The organism is Streptomyces sp. CA-135486 (assembly GCF_050936555.1).
GTDB lineage: Bacteria > Actinomycetota > Actinomycetes > Streptomycetales > Streptomycetaceae > Streptomyces.
Map to the genome: position 1 here is coordinate 2,048,474 of NZ_JBNJMM010000002.1, position 15,949 is coordinate 2,064,422.

A 15,949-nucleotide genomic window follows, 5' to 3' on the forward strand; every position below is an offset into this window, starting at 1 on the left:
GGTGCGAGTGCACTCCGCAGGAGAGTGACCGGGGCCACGTTGCGCGCCGTACGATGGCGCGGTGCTGGTCAAGTGGATTCGCTGCACCGTGGTGGACCGTCGTGGGTTCGAGCGGGGACAGCGGAAGTGGGCGGGGCTGCTGGGTGAGCCGGGATTCCGGGGACAGGGCGGTGGGTGGAGCAGAGGGCGGCAGAATGTCGTGCATGTCTTTGCCTTCTGGGAGAGCCGGGCGTTCTACGACTCCTTCATGGCGCGCTCCCATGACCGGCTGGCGGCCGGACAGTCAGGGACGTACAAGGACATGCAGGTCAAGCTGTTCGACTACCGCTTCGATGTGAAGACGGGGTTCGAGCCGCGGTTCACAGACGCGGACGTGGTGCGCGTCGCGCACTGCAGGGTCCGCGAGGACCGGGTCGAGCACTACGCGCTGATGCAGGAGAAGGTGTGGAACCCGGCCATGGCCGGGTCACCCGGGATGGTGCGCGGGTTGTTCGGGGAGGCGCCGGGGAGCGAGTTCCTGGTGATGTCGATGTGGCAGTCGGCGGCCGAGCACGGGAAGTACCGCAGGGAGCGGGTGGAGCGGCTGCTGCTGCGCGCGCAGACGGAGGCGGATGTCGCGGCGCTGGCCGGTGATGTGGTGGAGCTCGAGCCTTCGTGGACGGTCTGAAGCCGGGCGCCGGCCGGCCGCCCCGAGCACCGGGACCACCCGCCTCACCGGCGAACGGTCGCTGCGGACCGCGGGCTCCGCTCGCCCCACCTGCGACGGGCCGCTGCCGACCACCCGCTGTCCCCGCCGCACCGGCCGATACGCCGGATGGACTCGGACCCGACTGCTCGACGTCGTCCGGAGCGATCTACTGTCAAGACATGGCAAGACCGCGACGCATCGTCCTCGTCCGGCATGGCGAGTCGGAGGGAAATGCCGATGACACCGTGTACGAACGCGAGCCCGACCATGCGCTGCCGCTGACCCGGACCGGCTGGGCCCAGGCCGAGTCGACGGGCGCACGACTGCGTGAGCTGTTCGGGCGCGAGCGCGTCAGCGTCTATGTCTCGCCCTACCGCCGCACCCATGAGACCTTCCGTGCCTTCGCCCTCGACCCGGAGCTGGTACGGATCAGGGAGGAGCCCCGGCTGCGTGAGCAGGACTGGGGGAACTGGCAGGACAGGGACGACGTGCGGCTGCAGAAGGCGTACCGGGACGCCTACGGTCACTTCTTCTACCGCTTCGCGCAGGGCGAGTCGGGCGCGGATGTGTACGACCGGGTCGGGTCCTTTCTGGAGAGCCTCTACCGGAGCTTCGAGTCGCCGGACCATCCGCCGAACGTCCTTCTGGTGACGCACGGGCTGACCATGCGCCTGTTCTGCATGCGTTGGTTCCACTGGTCGGTCGCGGAATTCGAATCGCTGTCGAACCCGGACAACGCCGAGATGCGGATTCTGCAGCTCGGCGAGGACGGTCGCTACACGCTTGACCAGCCGTTCAAGCGCTGGCGCACCCCCGAGCCGTACGGCGTCACCGGATAGAGTGGCAGGAAGATGACCGACTCCTCTCGCGACCAGCGCCTCGAACGCGCCCTGGACAGCCTGCGCGGACTGTCCGTGGGAGACGCCCTGGGCTCCCGGTTCTTCGTTCCGTCGAACTATCCGCTGGTGAAGCGATGCGAGCTGCCACCAGGAACCTGGCAGTGGACCGACGACACCGAGATGGCCTGCTCGGTATTGGCAGTCCTCGCGGCCCACGACCGGGTGGACCAGGACGCGCTCGCCCGGTCCTTTGCCGAGCACTACGACTTCGATCGCGGCTATGGCCACGCCGTCAGCCGGCTGCTCCGGCTGATCGGGGAGGGCGGCGACTGGCGGGAGCTGGCAGCCGCGCTCTTCAAGGGGCAGGGCTCGTGGGGCAACGGCTCCGCGATGCGCGTCGCACCGCTCGGCGCCTGGTACGCGGGCGATCCGGAGCAGGCCACGCACCAGGCCGAGATCTCCTCGTACACCACCCATCAGCACCGTGAGGCCGTGGTCGGCGCCATGGCGGTGGCGGCGGCTGCCGCGCTCGTCGCGGATCCGGCCGGGCCGCCGGAGCCCGTGGACCTGCTCGACGGCGTCGTCGCGCTGGTGCCGCGCAGCGCGGTGGGGGCAGGCCTGCGCCGGGCACGCGACATGCTCGACTACGGCGACGCCGGGACCGTCGCCGCCGTCCTCGGCAGCGGTCGGCGGTCCAGTGCCCATGACACCGTGCCGTTCGCGCTGTGGTCCGCGGCCCGTTCGCTGGGCGACTTCGAGAGTGCCTTCTGGACGACCGCCCAGGCGGGCGGTGACGTGGACACCACCTGTGCCATCACCTGTGGAGTCGTCGCCGCGGGCAAGTCGGGGCAGCCCCCGGCCGACTGGCTGGAGCAGACCGAAGCCCTGCCGGAGTGGGTGCCCGACCGGGCCCACTGACCCGTTGACGTCGCGGGCGTGGCCGGGTCGCGGTCCGGGCACCGGCGCCCCAGGGGAGTCGACCCGGCACTCCGCCGCTAGCCTGTCCGTCACGTACTCCGAGCTGATCACCAGGAGAGTGCGCAACGAGACACCGGTCGCACGTCCGCCCCCGGCATGCGCGGCGATCCGGTCGGGAGGGGGTCCCGTGTCAGACGTACCGGCCACAGAGCCGTCGGTTCTCGAGCCCGGTCAGAGCGAGGAGCCGGAGGATCTTCCGCCAAAAGAGCGTGCACGGATACGCCCCGGCCCACCGGCCCCCGTGCCCGTCGCGACGCTCTGGTCTGCCCTGGCCACCGCTCTGCTCAGCGCACTTCTGCTGGGCGCCGGGCTGGGACTGAATCTGCTGATCGTGGTGGTGCCTGCCGCCCTCGCGGCGTACTTCGCCGCACGCACGGCAGGCCGCCGGCTCCGCCCCTGGACCCTTGTATGGGCGGTTGCCGGGCTCGCGCTGCTCGTCGTGCCGGTGCTGAGGGACGCGGGCTGGCCGACCTTCCTCGCGGTCGTCAGCGCGCTTGCGGCGGGATCTCTCGCGCTGCACGGCGGCCGTACCTGGCCGGGCGTACTCCTCGGTTCGCTCGGCCTGCTGGACTCGATCGCGCCGGGCATGGCCTGGGGTTGGTGGGGAATGCGCGAGCGGGCGGGCGGCGCGCAGGACCGCTGGGGCCCCGTGGTGCGTACGGCGGCGGTGGCCGCGGTACTGCTCATCGTCTTCGGCGCGCTGTTCGCGGGCGCCGACGCCGCCTTCGCCGATCTGCTCGGCGGGCTGATACCCGACGTCTCGGTGGCCGACGGCCCCTGGCGCTTCTTCCTCTTCGCTCTCGGCCTGGTGGGAGCGCTGGCCGCCGCGCGCACCGCGGCCGCACCGATGCGCTGGGACCGCATCACCGTGCGCCCCGGCCGGGCCCGCGCCCGCTGGGAGTGGGCGCTGCCGCTCATCGTGCTCGACCTCCTCTTCGCGGTCTTCATCGCCGTTCAGCTCGCGGTGCTCTTCGGCGGATACGGGAAGGTGCTGCGGGAGACCGGACTGACGTACTCGCAGTACGCACGCCAGGGCTTCTGGCAGCTGCTTTTCGCGACCCTGCTGACGCTGCTCGTGATCGCGCTCGCGCTGCGCTGGGCGCCGCGCGACGGTGCCCGCGACCGAACCCTGGTGCGAGCCGTCCTCGGAACCCTGTGCCTGCTCACGCTCGTCGTGGTGGCATCGGCGCTGCGCCGGATGGATCTGTACGTCGACGCGTACGGGCTTACGAGGCTGCGGGTTTCGGTGGCGGCGATGGAAGTGTGGCTCGGTCTGGTGATCGTCCTGATCATCGCGGCCGGCGTCTTCGGCGCGAAGTGGCTGCCGCGCGCCGTCGCCGCGAGCGCTGCGGCCGCAGTCCTCGTATTCGGCCTGCTGTCCCCGGACGGGATGGTCGCCGAACGGAACGTACAGCGCTACCAGAAGACCGGGAAAATCGACGTCGGCTACTTCCAGGGGCTGTCCGCGGACGCTGTTCCGGCCCTCGACAAGCTGCCGGAGCCTGTGCGCTCCTGCGCCCTCGAAGGTATCGCGAGAAATCTGGAGGACAACGACAAGCCCTGGTACGCGACCAGTTGGGGCGAGTCGCGGGCACGAAAAATCCTGGCGGAACGGAAAGCCGACACCTCTAGGTACGCGTGCGCCGAGGAAGACCGCCGGCAGTACGACGAAGACGCCGAGTTCGATCAGGACGGCGAGATCGATCAGGACGGCGAGATCGGGCCGTACGACTACCGCGACTAGGGCGAACTACTGACGACTGAGGGCGGAGATGAGGTGCGGGCCGTAACCCCCGTGTACGGCCCGCACCTCGGCCCTGTGCGTTCTTTGGGGCGGCCGGCTCAGGCGGCGTGTCCTCCCGCGCCCGTCGACCCGCTGAGCGCCTCCAGGTCGCTCTTGCGCACCCTGACGACGAACAGCGCGGTCAACACGGCGAGTCCGACCAGACCCACCCCCGCCCAGAACGCCGTCGCAATGCCTTCGGCGAGCACTTGGTGTCCCCACGGCGGCGGCAGCTCATGCGTCTTCGCGAAGGCCGCCTTCTGGGCGGGGCTCGAATCCGCCAGGAAAGACGGCAGTTGACGCTTCGCCTCATTGCGGCCGGCGGTGCTGAAGACCGTCATAAGAATCGACAGTCCCAGGGAACCACCCACCATCTGTGTGGCGTTGAGCAGACTGGAGGCCGCGCCCGACTCATGCTGCGCCACGCCCGAGACCGCTGTGAGCGTCGCCGTCACGAACACCAGACCCATGCCGAATCCGAAGAGCAGCATCGGCCCCAGTATCCCGCCCAGATACGAGCTGCCCGGGTCCAGTGCGGTCAGCCACGCCATGCCGCTCCCGGTGAACACAGCACCCGCGGCAAGGAATGGCTTTGGCCCGAGCTTCGGCAGCAACTGCGAAGAGATACCGGCGGCAGTCACGATCATCACCGTGACCGGGAGGAATGCGAGACCGGAGGCGATGGGGCTGTAGTCCAGCACGTTCTGCACGAACAGCACGATGAAGAAGAACATGCCGAACATCGCCGCGGCGAGGCTCATCATGATCAGATACGTGCCTGAACGGTTGCGGTCGGCGAACATCCGCAGCGGCGTGATCGGCTCCCGCGCCCGCCGCTCGGTCAGTACGAACGCCGTGAGAAGGACGACCGCCGCCACGAAGGCGCCCAGGGTGAGCCTGTCGGTCCAGCCGTCCTCGGAGGCCCGGATGAAGCCATAGACCAGGGACGCCATGCCCGCGGTCGAGGTGAGCGCGCCCGCGATGTCGAACCGGCCGGTGTGCCGCTCGGACTCATTGATGAACACCGGCGCGAGGACAGCGATCAGAATGCCGATCGGCAGATTGACGTAGAACACCCAGCGCCAGTTCAGCCACTCGGTGAGCATGCCGCCGGCGAGCAGGCCGATGGCCGCGCCACTGGCCGAGACCGCCGCGAAGATGCCGAACGCACGGTTGCGTTCGGGGCCTTCGCGGAAGGTCGTGGTGATGAGCGCGAGCGCCGTGGGTGAGGCGATGGCGCCGCCGACGCCCTGGAGCGCACGGGCGGCGAGCATCTGCCAGGGTTCCTGTGCGATGCCGCACAGCAGCGAGGCGAAGGTGAAGAGCAGCACCCCGAAGACGAACACTCTGCGGCGGCCGAGGATGTCGCCCGCCCGTCCGCCGAGCAGCAACAGCCCGCCGAAGGTGAGGGTGTAGGCGTTGACCACCCAGGACAGCTGGGTCGTGGTGAACTCAAGTGCCCCTTGGATGTGCGGAAGGGCAATATTCACAATGGTCGTGTCGAGGACCACCATGAGCTGCAGAGCGGCGATGACGGCGAGGGCGATTCCCGGGCGTCCCTGTCTGCGGGCCGCGCCTGGCTCGCTTGGAGCAGTTAACTGAGAGGTTGTCACTATGGGTCCCTCACAAGTGCGTTAGTGAACGCATCCGTTCACTGTCTTGTCCACCGTAGAGAATCCCCGTCAGTGAACGCAAGCGTTCACTGAACCTCCAGTCCCCAACGGAGAGAAGAACATGGCCAATTCGCGCTGGACTGCCGCCGCAGAGACGCCCCCGGTCTCGCTGCGCCGTCGAGGACCCGTGCTGGAACGCGCGATCCTCGAGGCCGCACTGGAGCAGTTGAGTACGGTCGGCTGGAGCGGGCTCACCATGGAAGGGGTCGCCTCCGGAGCCCAGACGGGCAAGGCCGCCGTCTATCGGCGCTGGCCGTCGAAGGAGGACCTCGTCGCCGACGCCCTGCAGTCCGGACTGCCGACGCTGGACGAAGCCGATGACCACGGGGGCATCCGCCAGGACCTCTTCGAACTCTGCCGGCGCGTGCGGGATGCGATGTACTCGAGGGCCGGTTGTGCCGTGCGTTCGGTCCTTCACGAATGCGACACCAGCACCGCCGAGCGGTTCCGCGGTGTGATCGTGCGCGGTGTCATCGAGCCGTCGAACCGGCTCTTCCGTGAGGTGGTGTGCCGTGGCGTTACGCGTGGCGACGTACGCCCCGACATCACATCCGATCTGGTCCTCGATGTGATTCCGGGCCTGATGATGTACCGCTCGAAGGTGTGCGGGAGCGAATGGCCCGACGAGGACATCGCCGAGATGATCGACCAGGTGATGGTGCCGCTGCTCAGTCCCCGCAGCGGCTGACCGCCGGGGGTGCGGTCACTGATCCGAATGCGGGTGTCGCCGGCGGGGCCGGGCGGCGTAACCTTGCTGGCGCCATGCCGTACGAAGCACCCACACACACAGTCGAGCGCTCGATCAGAGCCACCACCGGCGCCAAGATCGTCGCAGGTGTCGACGAGGTCGGTCGCGGGGCGTGGGCCGGTCCCGTCACGGTGTGCGCGGCGATCACCGGACTGCGCAGGCCGCCCGCCGGTCTCACGGATTCCAAGCTGATCGCCCCGAAGCGCCGTACGGAGCTGGCCGGGCTGCTGGAGTCGTGGGTCACGGCGCATGCCCTGGGGCATGCCTCGCCGGAGGAGATCGATGAGCTGGGCATGACAGCGGCGCTGCGGCTGGCCGCCGTGCGCGCGCTGGATGCACTTCCGGTCCGTCCGGACGCGGTCATCCTCGACGGCAAGCACAACTATCTGGGGTCCCCGTGGCGGGTCCGTACGGTCATCAAGGGGGACCAGTCCTGCGTGGCGGTCGCGGCCGCCTCGGTGATCGCCAAGGTGCGCAGGGACGCGATGATGGCCGAGTTGCAGGGGGAGTTCGCCGACTTCGGCTTCGACGCCAACGTCGGCTACCCCTCTCCCGTGCACAAGGCGGCGCTGGAACTGCTGGGGCCGACGCCCCACCACCGGCTGTCGTGGGCCTATCTCGATGCGCTGCCCCAGTGGCGGCATCTCAAGAAGGTCCGCATCTCCGCGGAGGCGGCCGAACTCGAAAGCGGGGGCCAGCTCGGCTTCGAATTCTGAACCCGCCCTCCCATCAGGGCCTCGCACTTATGTGCCCACCCGCCGATGCTCGTCGCACCGGCATTTGATAGACATCCACTCATGCCTCTCATCCCCGAGGAGCCTCAGATTCACGAGAGTGCCCAGGGTCCCCGCGCCACTCCGGCCGCAGGCCGCACCGCGCCGGCCCCCCGTCCCGTACCCGGTCCGCGTTCCGCGGCCTCGCCGCGTCCCGGACATCCGGGCCCCGGTTCCGCCCGGCCCGCGCCGCCGCGTACGCATACCTCCGCCGGGCAGTCCCAGCATTCCCGGCCGGAGAAGCCCGCAGGACCGCAGATCCAGCTGATCCCCGCCCCCGCGGACGGCGCGCTCGACGCCGCCGGCGAGGCGGTCGATCTGCTGCTGGACTCAGGCCGTGCCCCGGGCGAGGTCCTGGTGCTCACGACCGGTGAACAGCACCCCTGGGCGGCGCACGAGCTGTCCTTCGGTGAAGCCGCCTACTGGGCCCAGCACGAGGCCCGCGACGACGTCTTCTACGCGGACGCCGCTGCCGCCGACCGGGCCTCGGCCCGTCCGGTGGTGGTGGTCGCGATCAACGGTGGCGACGACGACGTGGCCGCCCGCGCACTGCCGAAAGCCCTGGCGAAGGCGACCGGGCTGCTGATCGTGTGCGGCGACCCCAAGCGGATCAACACCGTGCTCGGCACGGGCATCTGAGCCGTACGGGAATCACCGCCCGTCCGGCTTTCGCGGACCGCTCGGTCCTTGGGAACCGCTCGGTCTTTAAGGAGCCGCTCGGTCTTCGCGGACCGTCTGGTCCGCGGACCGTTCGGTCCCGGCAGATCGCTCGGTCTTCGTGGACCGTTCGGTCCCGGCGGACCGCATGGTCTGCGGACCGCGGGGTCTTTGCGGATCACGCGGCCCTTGGACCGCGGTCCGGTCGTGGTCCGGCTGCCCATGCCGTGGGCAGCCGGAATGTGGCACCGTCAGCGAGCCGCCGTGCGCCGTAGCGCCTCCGTGGCGCCGCTCGCGGTGCGCAGCGGCAGCGGTTCACTGTCGGTCACGACGTCGGCGAGATCGCCGGGCGACGACAGGGAGTTGGGTCGACGGCCGCCCCTGCCCTCGCCCAGTACCTGCCAGCCACCACGGGTCAGCGTGATGTAGGCACCACAACGCAGCCCATGCAGAGTGCACGCGTCCCGCAGCCCCCACATCCACGCCCCGTCCTCCTCCGTCCAACGCTCGTCGCCCTCGCGGCAGTAGAGCAGTACCGCGGTGCGCACGGGCGTGCGGCGACGGAGATCGTGCGGAATGACCCGGCGAAGATGGGCCAGCAGCACATTGCGGAACTCCCAGCCGTCCACGGGAGCGGAGCGCCGGGCGAAGGAAGCACTGGCCGTGAGCCGTTCCTCATGGTCGAGCACAGCGACGACAGCGGACGACGGCGTCGGCCGGTGCCGGGTGTGCAGTCCGCTGACCACCTCGCGGGGGTTGCGCAGCAGCGGGATTCCCGCCGCCGCCCACTCGGCGGGCTCGAGCATTCTGGCGAGTCGGCTGGCCGAGTTGGCTGCCGTGCTGAGCGAAGTGGCTGCGGACGGGGCGAATCCGAAGGTCACGGTCCTCCCTTCGCATACGCGCCCACAGTGCGGGCAGGGTCGGGTGAGGGCGCACCGCGGCATGGCCCTTTCGGACAGCGAACGGGCCGCGCGGGGAGCGTTCCAATTCTTGCTGCCTCGTCGGCGTGCGGCAACGAGCAATTTGGCGGCACCGGCAGGAATCGGCGGGTATGACGCTCATATCCCTGCCCTATCTCGGCCCAGTTGCACTTCCGATGCCCTCTCACGTCACGTCTGAACCGCAAGGACCAGCGGAAACACCCCCTTCGCGCCGGACCTGCGCAGCAACCGCGCCGCCACGGCCAGGGTCCAGCCGCTGTCCGAAAGGTCATCCACAAGCAGTACCGGTCCGTCGGCCGCGACCAGCGCCTCGGCCAGTCGGGGCGGCACGGCGAACGCCTCGTGCAACCCCCGTACTCGCTGGGCGCTGTTGGTGCGCGAGATACGTCCGTCCAACGCCTCCGGCGTGTACTCGACGGTCCCCAGCAAGGGCATCCGGCCCACCTCGGCGATCCGGGCACCGAGGGATCCGACCAGCTGGGGCCTGCTGTGCGAGGCGACGGTGACCACACCGGCCGGCCGCGACGGCGCGTCCGGGGCGCCCGATGCCCATCCGCCAGGACCCTTCGCCCAGTCGGCAAGAACCGTCACCACAGCCTTCACCACGTCGTCCGGAACCGGACCGTCCGAAGCCTGTGCCGCGAGTATCGGGCGGAGCCTGTTGCCCCAGCCGATGTCGGAGAGCCTGCCCAGTGCCCGGCCCACGAAGGGCTGCTCCGCTTCCGGGATTCGGCCCTTGAGGCTGACGCCCACCGCCGCCAGCCCGGTCGGCCACATCTTGCGGGGCTCCACTTTCACACCGGGCCTGCTCAGCTCCCCCCGCGCGGCGTCCAGGGCCGCGTCGGAGACCTTGTCGCTGAACCGGGCACCCGCGCAGTTGTCACAGCGCCCGCACGGAGCCGCTTCCTCGTCGTCCAACTGCCGCCTCAGGAACTCCATCCGGCAGCCTGCCGACCGCGCGTAGTCACGCATGGCCTGCTGTTCGGTCTCCCGCTGCCGCGCGACCCACGCATAGCGCTCGGAGTCGTACGACCAGGGCTCACCCGTGGTCGTCCAGCCGCCCTTCACCCGGCGCACTGCTCCGTCCACGTCGAGCACCTTGAGCATGGTCTCCAGCCGGGTGCGGCGCAGCTCGACAAGCGGCTCAAGTGCCGGCAGCGAGAGCGGCCTGCCCGCCTGCCCCAGCACGTCGAGCGTGCGCCGCACCAGCTCCTCGGGCGGGAAGGCCACCGAGGCGAAGTACTGCCAGATCGCCTCGTCCTCCCGGCCCGGCAGCAGCAGTACCTCCGCGTGCTTCACGCCGCGCCCCGCACGGCCCACCTGCTGGTAGTACGCGATGGGAGAGGAAGGCGAGCCCAGGTGCACGACGAATCCGAGATCGGGCTTGTCGAAGCCCATGCCGAGCGCGGACGTGGCGACCAATGCCTTGACGCGGTTGGCCAGCAGATCCTCCTCGGCCTGCTGCCGGTCGGCGTTTTCCGTGCGGCCGGTGTACGAGGCCACTGTGTGCCCGCAGTGCCGCAGATACGCGGTGACCTCCTCGGCAGCCGCGACCGTGAGGGTGTAGATGATCCCGGAGCCGGGCAGCTCGCCGAGGTGATCGGCCAGCCAGGCCAGCCGGGTCGCGGCATCGGGAAGCTGGAGCACGCTGAGACTGAGGCTCTCCCGGTCCAGCGCGCCGCGCAGCACGAGCGCGTCCGTGCCCGCCCCTGTGCCCAGCTGCTCGGCGACGTCCGCGGTGACGCGGGCATTGGCGGTCGCGGTGGTGGCGAGTACCGGCACTCCGGCCGGCAGCTCCGCCAGCATCGTGCGCAGCCGGCGGTAGTCGGGCCGGAAGTCATGGCCCCAGTCGGAGATGCAATGCGCCTCGTCAACCACCAGAAGCCCGGTGGCGGCGGCCAGCTTGGGCAGCACCTGGTCACGGAAGTCGGGGTTGTTGAGCCGCTCGGGGCTGACCAGCAGCACATCCACCTCGCCCGCGGCCACCTCGGCCTGGACTGTGTCCCACTCCTCCGTGTTGGAAGAGTTGATGGTCCGGGCCCGAATGCCGGCCCGCGCCGCCGCCTCCACCTGGTTGCGCATGAGCGCAAGCAGGGGAGAGACGATCACCGTGGGGCCGCTGCCGCGCTCGCGCAGCAGCGAAGTCGCGACGAAATACACCGCGGACTTGCCCCAGCCGGTCCGCTGCACGACCAGCGCCCGGCGCTTGTCGGCGACGAGTGCCTCGATCGCCCGCCACTGGTCCTCGCGCAGCCGGGCGGTGCCGGTGGTGTCCGAGACGAGGCGCGCGAGAACGGAGTCGGCCGAGGCCCTGAGCTCCGCGGGATCTGCGAGGTCTGCGTTGGTCATGACCCCATGCAACCCGATGACACCGACAAAGCGCGAACGAGGCCGCAAGCCTGTGGATAACGTTATCCACAGGGGTCGCGGGGCCGGAGCCGCCGCGAGACCGTCGTGCCATGAACAAGCACCACGACCCCAGCGGTCAGGCCGACGAGCAGCAGATCACGCTGCGCGGCCCCGCCGAACTGGCCGACGCCCTCCCGTACATGATGGGTTTCCAACCGACCGATTCCATCGTGCTCGTCGCGCTGCACGGCACCAGCGGCCGCTTCGGCGGGCGGCTGCGGCTCGGCATCCCGCTCTCGCCGCGGGAATGGTCGCCGGTGGCCGACCAGCTCGTCGAGTGTCTGATCGAGGGCAGCGAGCGCAGGGGCTCCCGGCCCGACGGCATTGTCGTCTTCCTCTGCCAGGATCCGGGCGAGGGCGAGACGAGCCGCCGGGTGATGGAGCGGCTGCGTCCCCTCGCGCAACGGCTGCGGACCGCGTGCGGCACCTTCGACGTGCCTGTCCACGAGGCGCTCTGCATCTCCGAAGGCCGCTTCTGGTCCTACTGCTGCCCCGATTCACGCTGCTGTCCGCCCGAGGGCAGCGCGCTGGCGCTGCCGGGCACCTCGGTGATGGCCGCGGCCGCAGCCTACGCAGGCATTCAGGTGCGCGGATCCCTTCGGCAGATGGAGGGCCGGCTCGCGCCCATGACGACTCCTGCCGCGGTCGGCCAGGAGAGGGCACTGGACACCGCGGGCGCCGCGCTGGTGCCCAGGATTCTGGACGGGGCGGGACGGGAGGAGGTCGCGGCGGAGACCCTCGCGCTGGCCCGCCGACTGATGACACGCATCGCTGAGACACCCCGGACCGGGAGCTGGGCCGAGACGGACGCCGCCGATGACCGGCTCATCACGCATGACGAAGCGGCTGCCGTGATCCTCGGTCTTCAGGACAGGGACACCCGGGACCGGGCCGCGGAATGGATGGAAGGGCCGGACGCGGATCCCGCCCTGCGTCTGTGGCAGGCGCTCGCCCGCCGTTGCGTCGGGCCCTACTGCGAGCATGCCGCCGCACCGCTCACCCTCGCCGGCTGGGTGGCCTGGTCAAGTGGTGACGAACCAGGAGCGCGGGTGGCTCTCGGCCGAGCCCTGCGCGTCGACCCCGAGTATGTCTTCGCCCGCCTGCTGCACCAGGCCTGCAATGAAGGCCTGGATCCGGAGACCCTGCGCAGTTGTCTGCGCCAGGCGCGCGGCTCACGGGAGTCATCCGGGACCAGCAAGGCAGAAGGCCGCCCACACCGACCGCGTCCTCGGCGGGTCGGGCCGCGCGTCGGCAGGAGGAGCCTCCCGCCCGCAGGGGCAGGCCCAGCGAAGTCGCCGGCGGGCAACCGCGGCCGGGGGAGGAGCCGCAGCGGGCAACGTGGCACGAGGAGCGGACGATGACGCCCGTGACCTGGGCACCCGTGCCGACGTTCATCGTCGTGTCGTCGTCGTACGACCCGCGGCGTCGCATTCGCAGCGGCTGTCCGGAGCGCACGGAAGGCACAGCAGACCACCCATGGCCCTCACCGCCCCCCGCCCCCCTCACCTGCCGCAGCTGGGACACAGCTCCGGATCCGGTCCAGCGCCGCCCGGGGCCGGCCGGCCGGGGGATCTGCCGCCGGTGCACAACATGCTCATCTGTGTCGCCCTCCCGCGGCTGGCGATCTCCCCCGAACACGGGCAGCTCACCGGGACCGGACTCGAAGGCGTCTACCAGTCCGGCCGGCGGCTGCTCTCCCGCTGCCAGTTGCGGGTCGCCGGGCGCGAACCGGTTGCGATGCAGGGCGGATTGGTCTCCGCCGACCGCGCCAGATTCATCGGCGTGCTGCGGACGCCCGCGGGCACAGGACCCGACCCGGGAGTCTCCGTGGAGCGTTTGCGCGACGCTGACGGCACGGAACGCATCACGCTGCGCAGCTCGGTGGGGAGAGCCCTCAGGCTTCCGGTGGAGATCGCGCTGGGCACCGACCTCGCGAGTCTGGGCGCGGTCGCGGCCGGGCGACCCGGTCCTGAGCTGCGTGCAAGCGTCCATGACTCGGGCATGCGCTGGTCCGCGGGCCCGGACGCCCATACCGTCGTCACCGCGGACCCGCCGCCGAAGGACGCCTTGGCCTCCGCGGGGATACTGCGCTGGGACCTCGAGCTCGCACCCGGCGCCTCCCGCACCATCGAGCTGCGCGTCCGCTCCAAGCGCCCGGCCCGGTCGTCCGGCCGGACGGGCAGTCGACCCTTCTCCGAAGCGTGGGCGGAGGGGGACGACCCCCGGCTGCAGGCGCTGTTCACTGCCAGTCTGGGCGACCTCAAGGCGCTGCTGCTGCGGGACCCCGGAGGTTCCGCGGACGTACATCTGGCCGCGGGCGTCCCCTGGCGCTGCGGACCTGCTCCTGCCGAGGCGCTGTGGGCGGCGCGGATGGCGCTCCCGCTCTCCACCCGGCTTGCCGCGGCCACCCTGCGTACGGTTGCCCGCACCCAACTGCTGGGTGCCGGGCCGGACTTCGGGCGCATCCCGGGCCCGCTGAGGGACGCGGGTCCGCATCTCCCGCCGAGCTGTACGGGCGTGGAGGCGACACTCGCCTTCCCGGCGGTCCTCACGGAGGCATGGCGCTGGGGGCTGCCGGAGCGGGAGCTGGCGGGGCTGCTGCCGGTCGCGGAGCGCTGTCTGCAGTGGCTGCAGCGAGCCGCGGGCGCGGAGGGAATCCTGTCCGGGCCGGGCCCGTCCGGAGTGCAGTGCGCCGAGACGCAGGCACATGCCCATCGGGCCGCGCTGCTGGGTGCCGACCTGCTGGAGACGTGTGGCCGTCCCGGAGCCGACGTCTTGCGTGAGTGGGCGGGAGCGCTGCGGGGGCGCTTTCGGGAGCGCTTCTGGATCGACGACAGGAGCGGCGGCCGTCCCGCGTTGGCGCGGCTGGCCGACGGCCGACTTCTGCCTCATCTGGGTGCCGGCGCCGCGCATCTCCTCGACACCGGACTGCTCGGCGGGGGCCGGCTCGCCCCCGGTCTGCTGGACAAGGTGCAGACCGGACAGCTGGCCATGCTGCTCGGTGGCCCCGCAGTGGACTCCGGCTGGGGACTGCGCAGCCTGGGGACCAAGGAGCGCGGACACAACCCGTACGGCCACCGCGCCGGAGCCGTACGGGTGCACGAGACGGTCGTCGCCGTCGCGGGGCTGGCCGGCGCAGGATACGAAAAGGAGGCGGTGCCTCTGCTGCGTGGCGTCCTCGACGCCGCCGAGGCATTCAGGTACCGGTTGCCCGAGATGTACGCGGGGGAGCAGCGCACGGCGGGAGGCGTGCCTGTGCCGCACCCCGCCGCGTGCCGGCCGGCGGCCTTGCCCGCGGCGGCCGGCATCCACCTTCTGGCGACCCTCGCCGGGATCCGCCCCGACGCGCCCGCCGGTGCGGTCGCGCTGCATCCCGTGCGCTGCGCTCCCTTCGGTGCCGTACAGCTGTCCGGCCTGTGTGTCGCCGGGGAGCCGTTCGCCGTGCGGATCAGCAGGCTCGGCCTCGGGATGGTCGAGGAGGCCGCCGAGGGCCTTCAGTTGGGGGTGTGAGCCGGGTGGGTGGGCGGGGCGGGGAAGCCGATGAAGAAAGAGTCGCCGCAGGTGGCGAAGGGAGTGTTTATCGTCAGGCAGACGACTATGATCACGGCATGTCTCCCTACGACCCGTCGGCCTATCCGCCCTTTGCTGTCACCGTCGACCTGGTCGTGCTCACCGTGCGTCGTCATGCGCTCTGTGCGTTGGTCGTACGCCGCGGAGAACCGCCGTTCCAGGGCCGGTGGGCCCTGCCCGGCGGCTTCGTCAGGGGTGACGAGGATCTGGCGGCGGCGGCAGCTCGCGAGCTCGCCGAGGAGACCGGGCTGTGTGCGCACGACCCCGCCTCGCCCGCTCCTGGCAATGGGGCGCATCTCGAGCAGCTTGCCACTTACGGAGATCCGAAGCGGGATCCGCGGATGCGGGTCGTCAGCGTCGCGCACCTCGTGCTCGCACCCGACCTCCCCGCGCCCCGGGCGGGCGGGGATGCCAATAGCGCGCGCTGGGCCCCGGTCGAGGATCTCCTGGGCCAGGAGAACGGGTTCGGCCGCGAGGGCGAGCAGGCCGCCCCGCTCGCCTTCGACCATGCGCGCATCCTGGCCGACGGGGTGGAGCGGGCCCGCTCCAAGATCGAGTACTCCTCGCTGGCCACGGCCTTCTGCCCGCCCGAGTTCACGGTCGGCGAGCTGCGCCGGGTGTACGAGGCGGTGTGGGGCGTCGCGCTCGACCCGCGGAACTTCCACCGGAAGGTGACCGGCACCCCGGGGTTCCTGGTACCCGCTGGCGGGACCACGACCCGTCAGGGTGGCCGCCCCGCACAGTTGTTCCGCGCGGGTGGTGCCACCCTGCTGAACCCTCCGATGCTGCGTCCGGAAGTCTGACCGCAGCTTGATCAAGAGCCCGATCGGAGCTCAGCCACGAGCCTGATCAGAGCTCGGCGAGAACCCGCTCGAAGCTCGGCCAAGAAC

General features: G+C 70.8%; 13 protein-coding genes. 10 read left to right on the forward strand and 3 right to left on the reverse strand.

The window, feature by feature from the left end:
• The first annotated feature begins 61 nt into the window (after positions 1-61).
• From ACQEVG_RS28740 to ACQEVG_RS28755, 4 genes are all read left to right on the forward strand, one after another.
• On the forward strand, positions 62-667 hold the full coding sequence (locus tag ACQEVG_RS28740) for a YdbC family protein (RefSeq protein WP_432989048.1): 606 nt from the start codon (positions 62-64) through the stop codon (positions 665-667).
• A 200-nt stretch (positions 668-867) separates the two neighbouring features.
• Positions 868-1,527 carry a histidine phosphatase family protein gene (locus ACQEVG_RS28745; protein ID WP_432989050.1) on the forward strand — a complete coding sequence of 220 codons (660 nt, stop codon included), beginning with the start codon at positions 868-870 and terminating at the stop codon, positions 1,525-1,527.
• A 12-nt stretch (positions 1,528-1,539) separates the two neighbouring features.
• Complete coding sequence (locus ACQEVG_RS28750; protein WP_432989052.1) at positions 1,540-2,445, forward strand: ADP-ribosylglycohydrolase family protein; 906 nt, start codon at positions 1,540-1,542, stop codon at positions 2,443-2,445.
• Between the two features lie 187 nt (positions 2,446-2,632).
• Positions 2,633-4,249: a DUF4153 domain-containing protein gene (locus tag ACQEVG_RS28755; RefSeq protein ID WP_432989055.1), complete on the forward strand. Its 1,617-nt coding sequence runs from the start codon at positions 2,633-2,635 to the stop codon at positions 4,247-4,249.
• A gap of 98 nt (positions 4,250-4,347) precedes the next feature.
• On the opposite strand, the gene ACQEVG_RS28760 is transcribed toward ACQEVG_RS28755, so the two are convergent.
• A complete protein-coding gene (locus tag ACQEVG_RS28760; RefSeq protein WP_432989058.1) occupies positions 4,348-5,901 on the reverse strand; it encodes an MFS transporter in 1,554 nt (517 codons plus the stop codon).
• A gap of 121 nt (positions 5,902-6,022) precedes the next feature.
• Between ACQEVG_RS28760 and ACQEVG_RS28765 the strand changes: the two genes are divergently transcribed.
• From ACQEVG_RS28765 to ACQEVG_RS28775, 3 genes are all read left to right on the forward strand, one after another.
• Entirely contained in the window at positions 6,023-6,649 is a 627-nt protein-coding gene (locus tag ACQEVG_RS28765) for a TetR/AcrR family transcriptional regulator (RefSeq protein ID WP_432989060.1), read from the forward strand.
• A 74-nt stretch (positions 6,650-6,723) separates the two neighbouring features.
• Positions 6,724-7,425: a ribonuclease HII gene (locus ACQEVG_RS28770; protein ID WP_432989062.1), complete on the forward strand. Its 702-nt coding sequence runs from the start codon at positions 6,724-6,726 to the stop codon at positions 7,423-7,425.
• A gap of 81 nt (positions 7,426-7,506) precedes the next feature.
• On the forward strand, positions 7,507-8,121 hold the full coding sequence (locus ACQEVG_RS28775) for a hypothetical protein (RefSeq protein ID WP_432989065.1): 615 nt from the start codon (positions 7,507-7,509) through the stop codon (positions 8,119-8,121).
• A gap of 269 nt (positions 8,122-8,390) precedes the next feature.
• Here ACQEVG_RS28775 and ACQEVG_RS28780 read toward each other — a convergent pair whose 3' ends face one another.
• Together ACQEVG_RS28780 and ACQEVG_RS28785 are read right to left on the reverse strand one after the other, a co-directional pair.
• The gene (locus ACQEVG_RS28780; protein ID WP_432989067.1) at positions 8,391-9,020 is read right to left on the reverse strand and encodes a hypothetical protein; all 630 of its coding nucleotides are present in this window, start codon (positions 9,018-9,020) and stop codon (positions 8,391-8,393) included.
• Positions 9,021-9,248: 228 nt separating this feature from the next.
• Positions 9,249-11,429 carry a RecQ family ATP-dependent DNA helicase gene (locus ACQEVG_RS28785; protein WP_432989070.1) on the reverse strand — a complete coding sequence of 727 codons (2,181 nt, stop codon included), beginning with the start codon at positions 11,427-11,429 and terminating at the stop codon, positions 9,249-9,251.
• A gap of 110 nt (positions 11,430-11,539) precedes the next feature.
• Between ACQEVG_RS28785 and ACQEVG_RS28790 the strand changes: the two genes are divergently transcribed.
• From ACQEVG_RS28790 to ACQEVG_RS28800, 3 genes are all read left to right on the forward strand, one after another.
• Complete coding sequence (locus tag ACQEVG_RS28790; protein WP_432989073.1) at positions 11,540-12,850, forward strand: DUF4192 domain-containing protein; 1,311 nt, start codon at positions 11,540-11,542, stop codon at positions 12,848-12,850.
• A 229-nt stretch (positions 12,851-13,079) separates the two neighbouring features.
• The gene (locus ACQEVG_RS28795) at positions 13,080-14,999 is read left to right on the forward strand and encodes a glycogen debranching N-terminal domain-containing protein (RefSeq protein ID WP_432992985.1); all 1,920 of its coding nucleotides are present in this window, start codon (positions 13,080-13,082) and stop codon (positions 14,997-14,999) included.
• 98 nt (positions 15,000-15,097) lie between these two features.
• A complete protein-coding gene (locus tag ACQEVG_RS28800; protein ID WP_360870103.1) occupies positions 15,098-15,862 on the forward strand; it encodes an NUDIX hydrolase in 765 nt (254 codons plus the stop codon).
• Positions 15,863-15,949 lie beyond the last annotated feature (87 nt).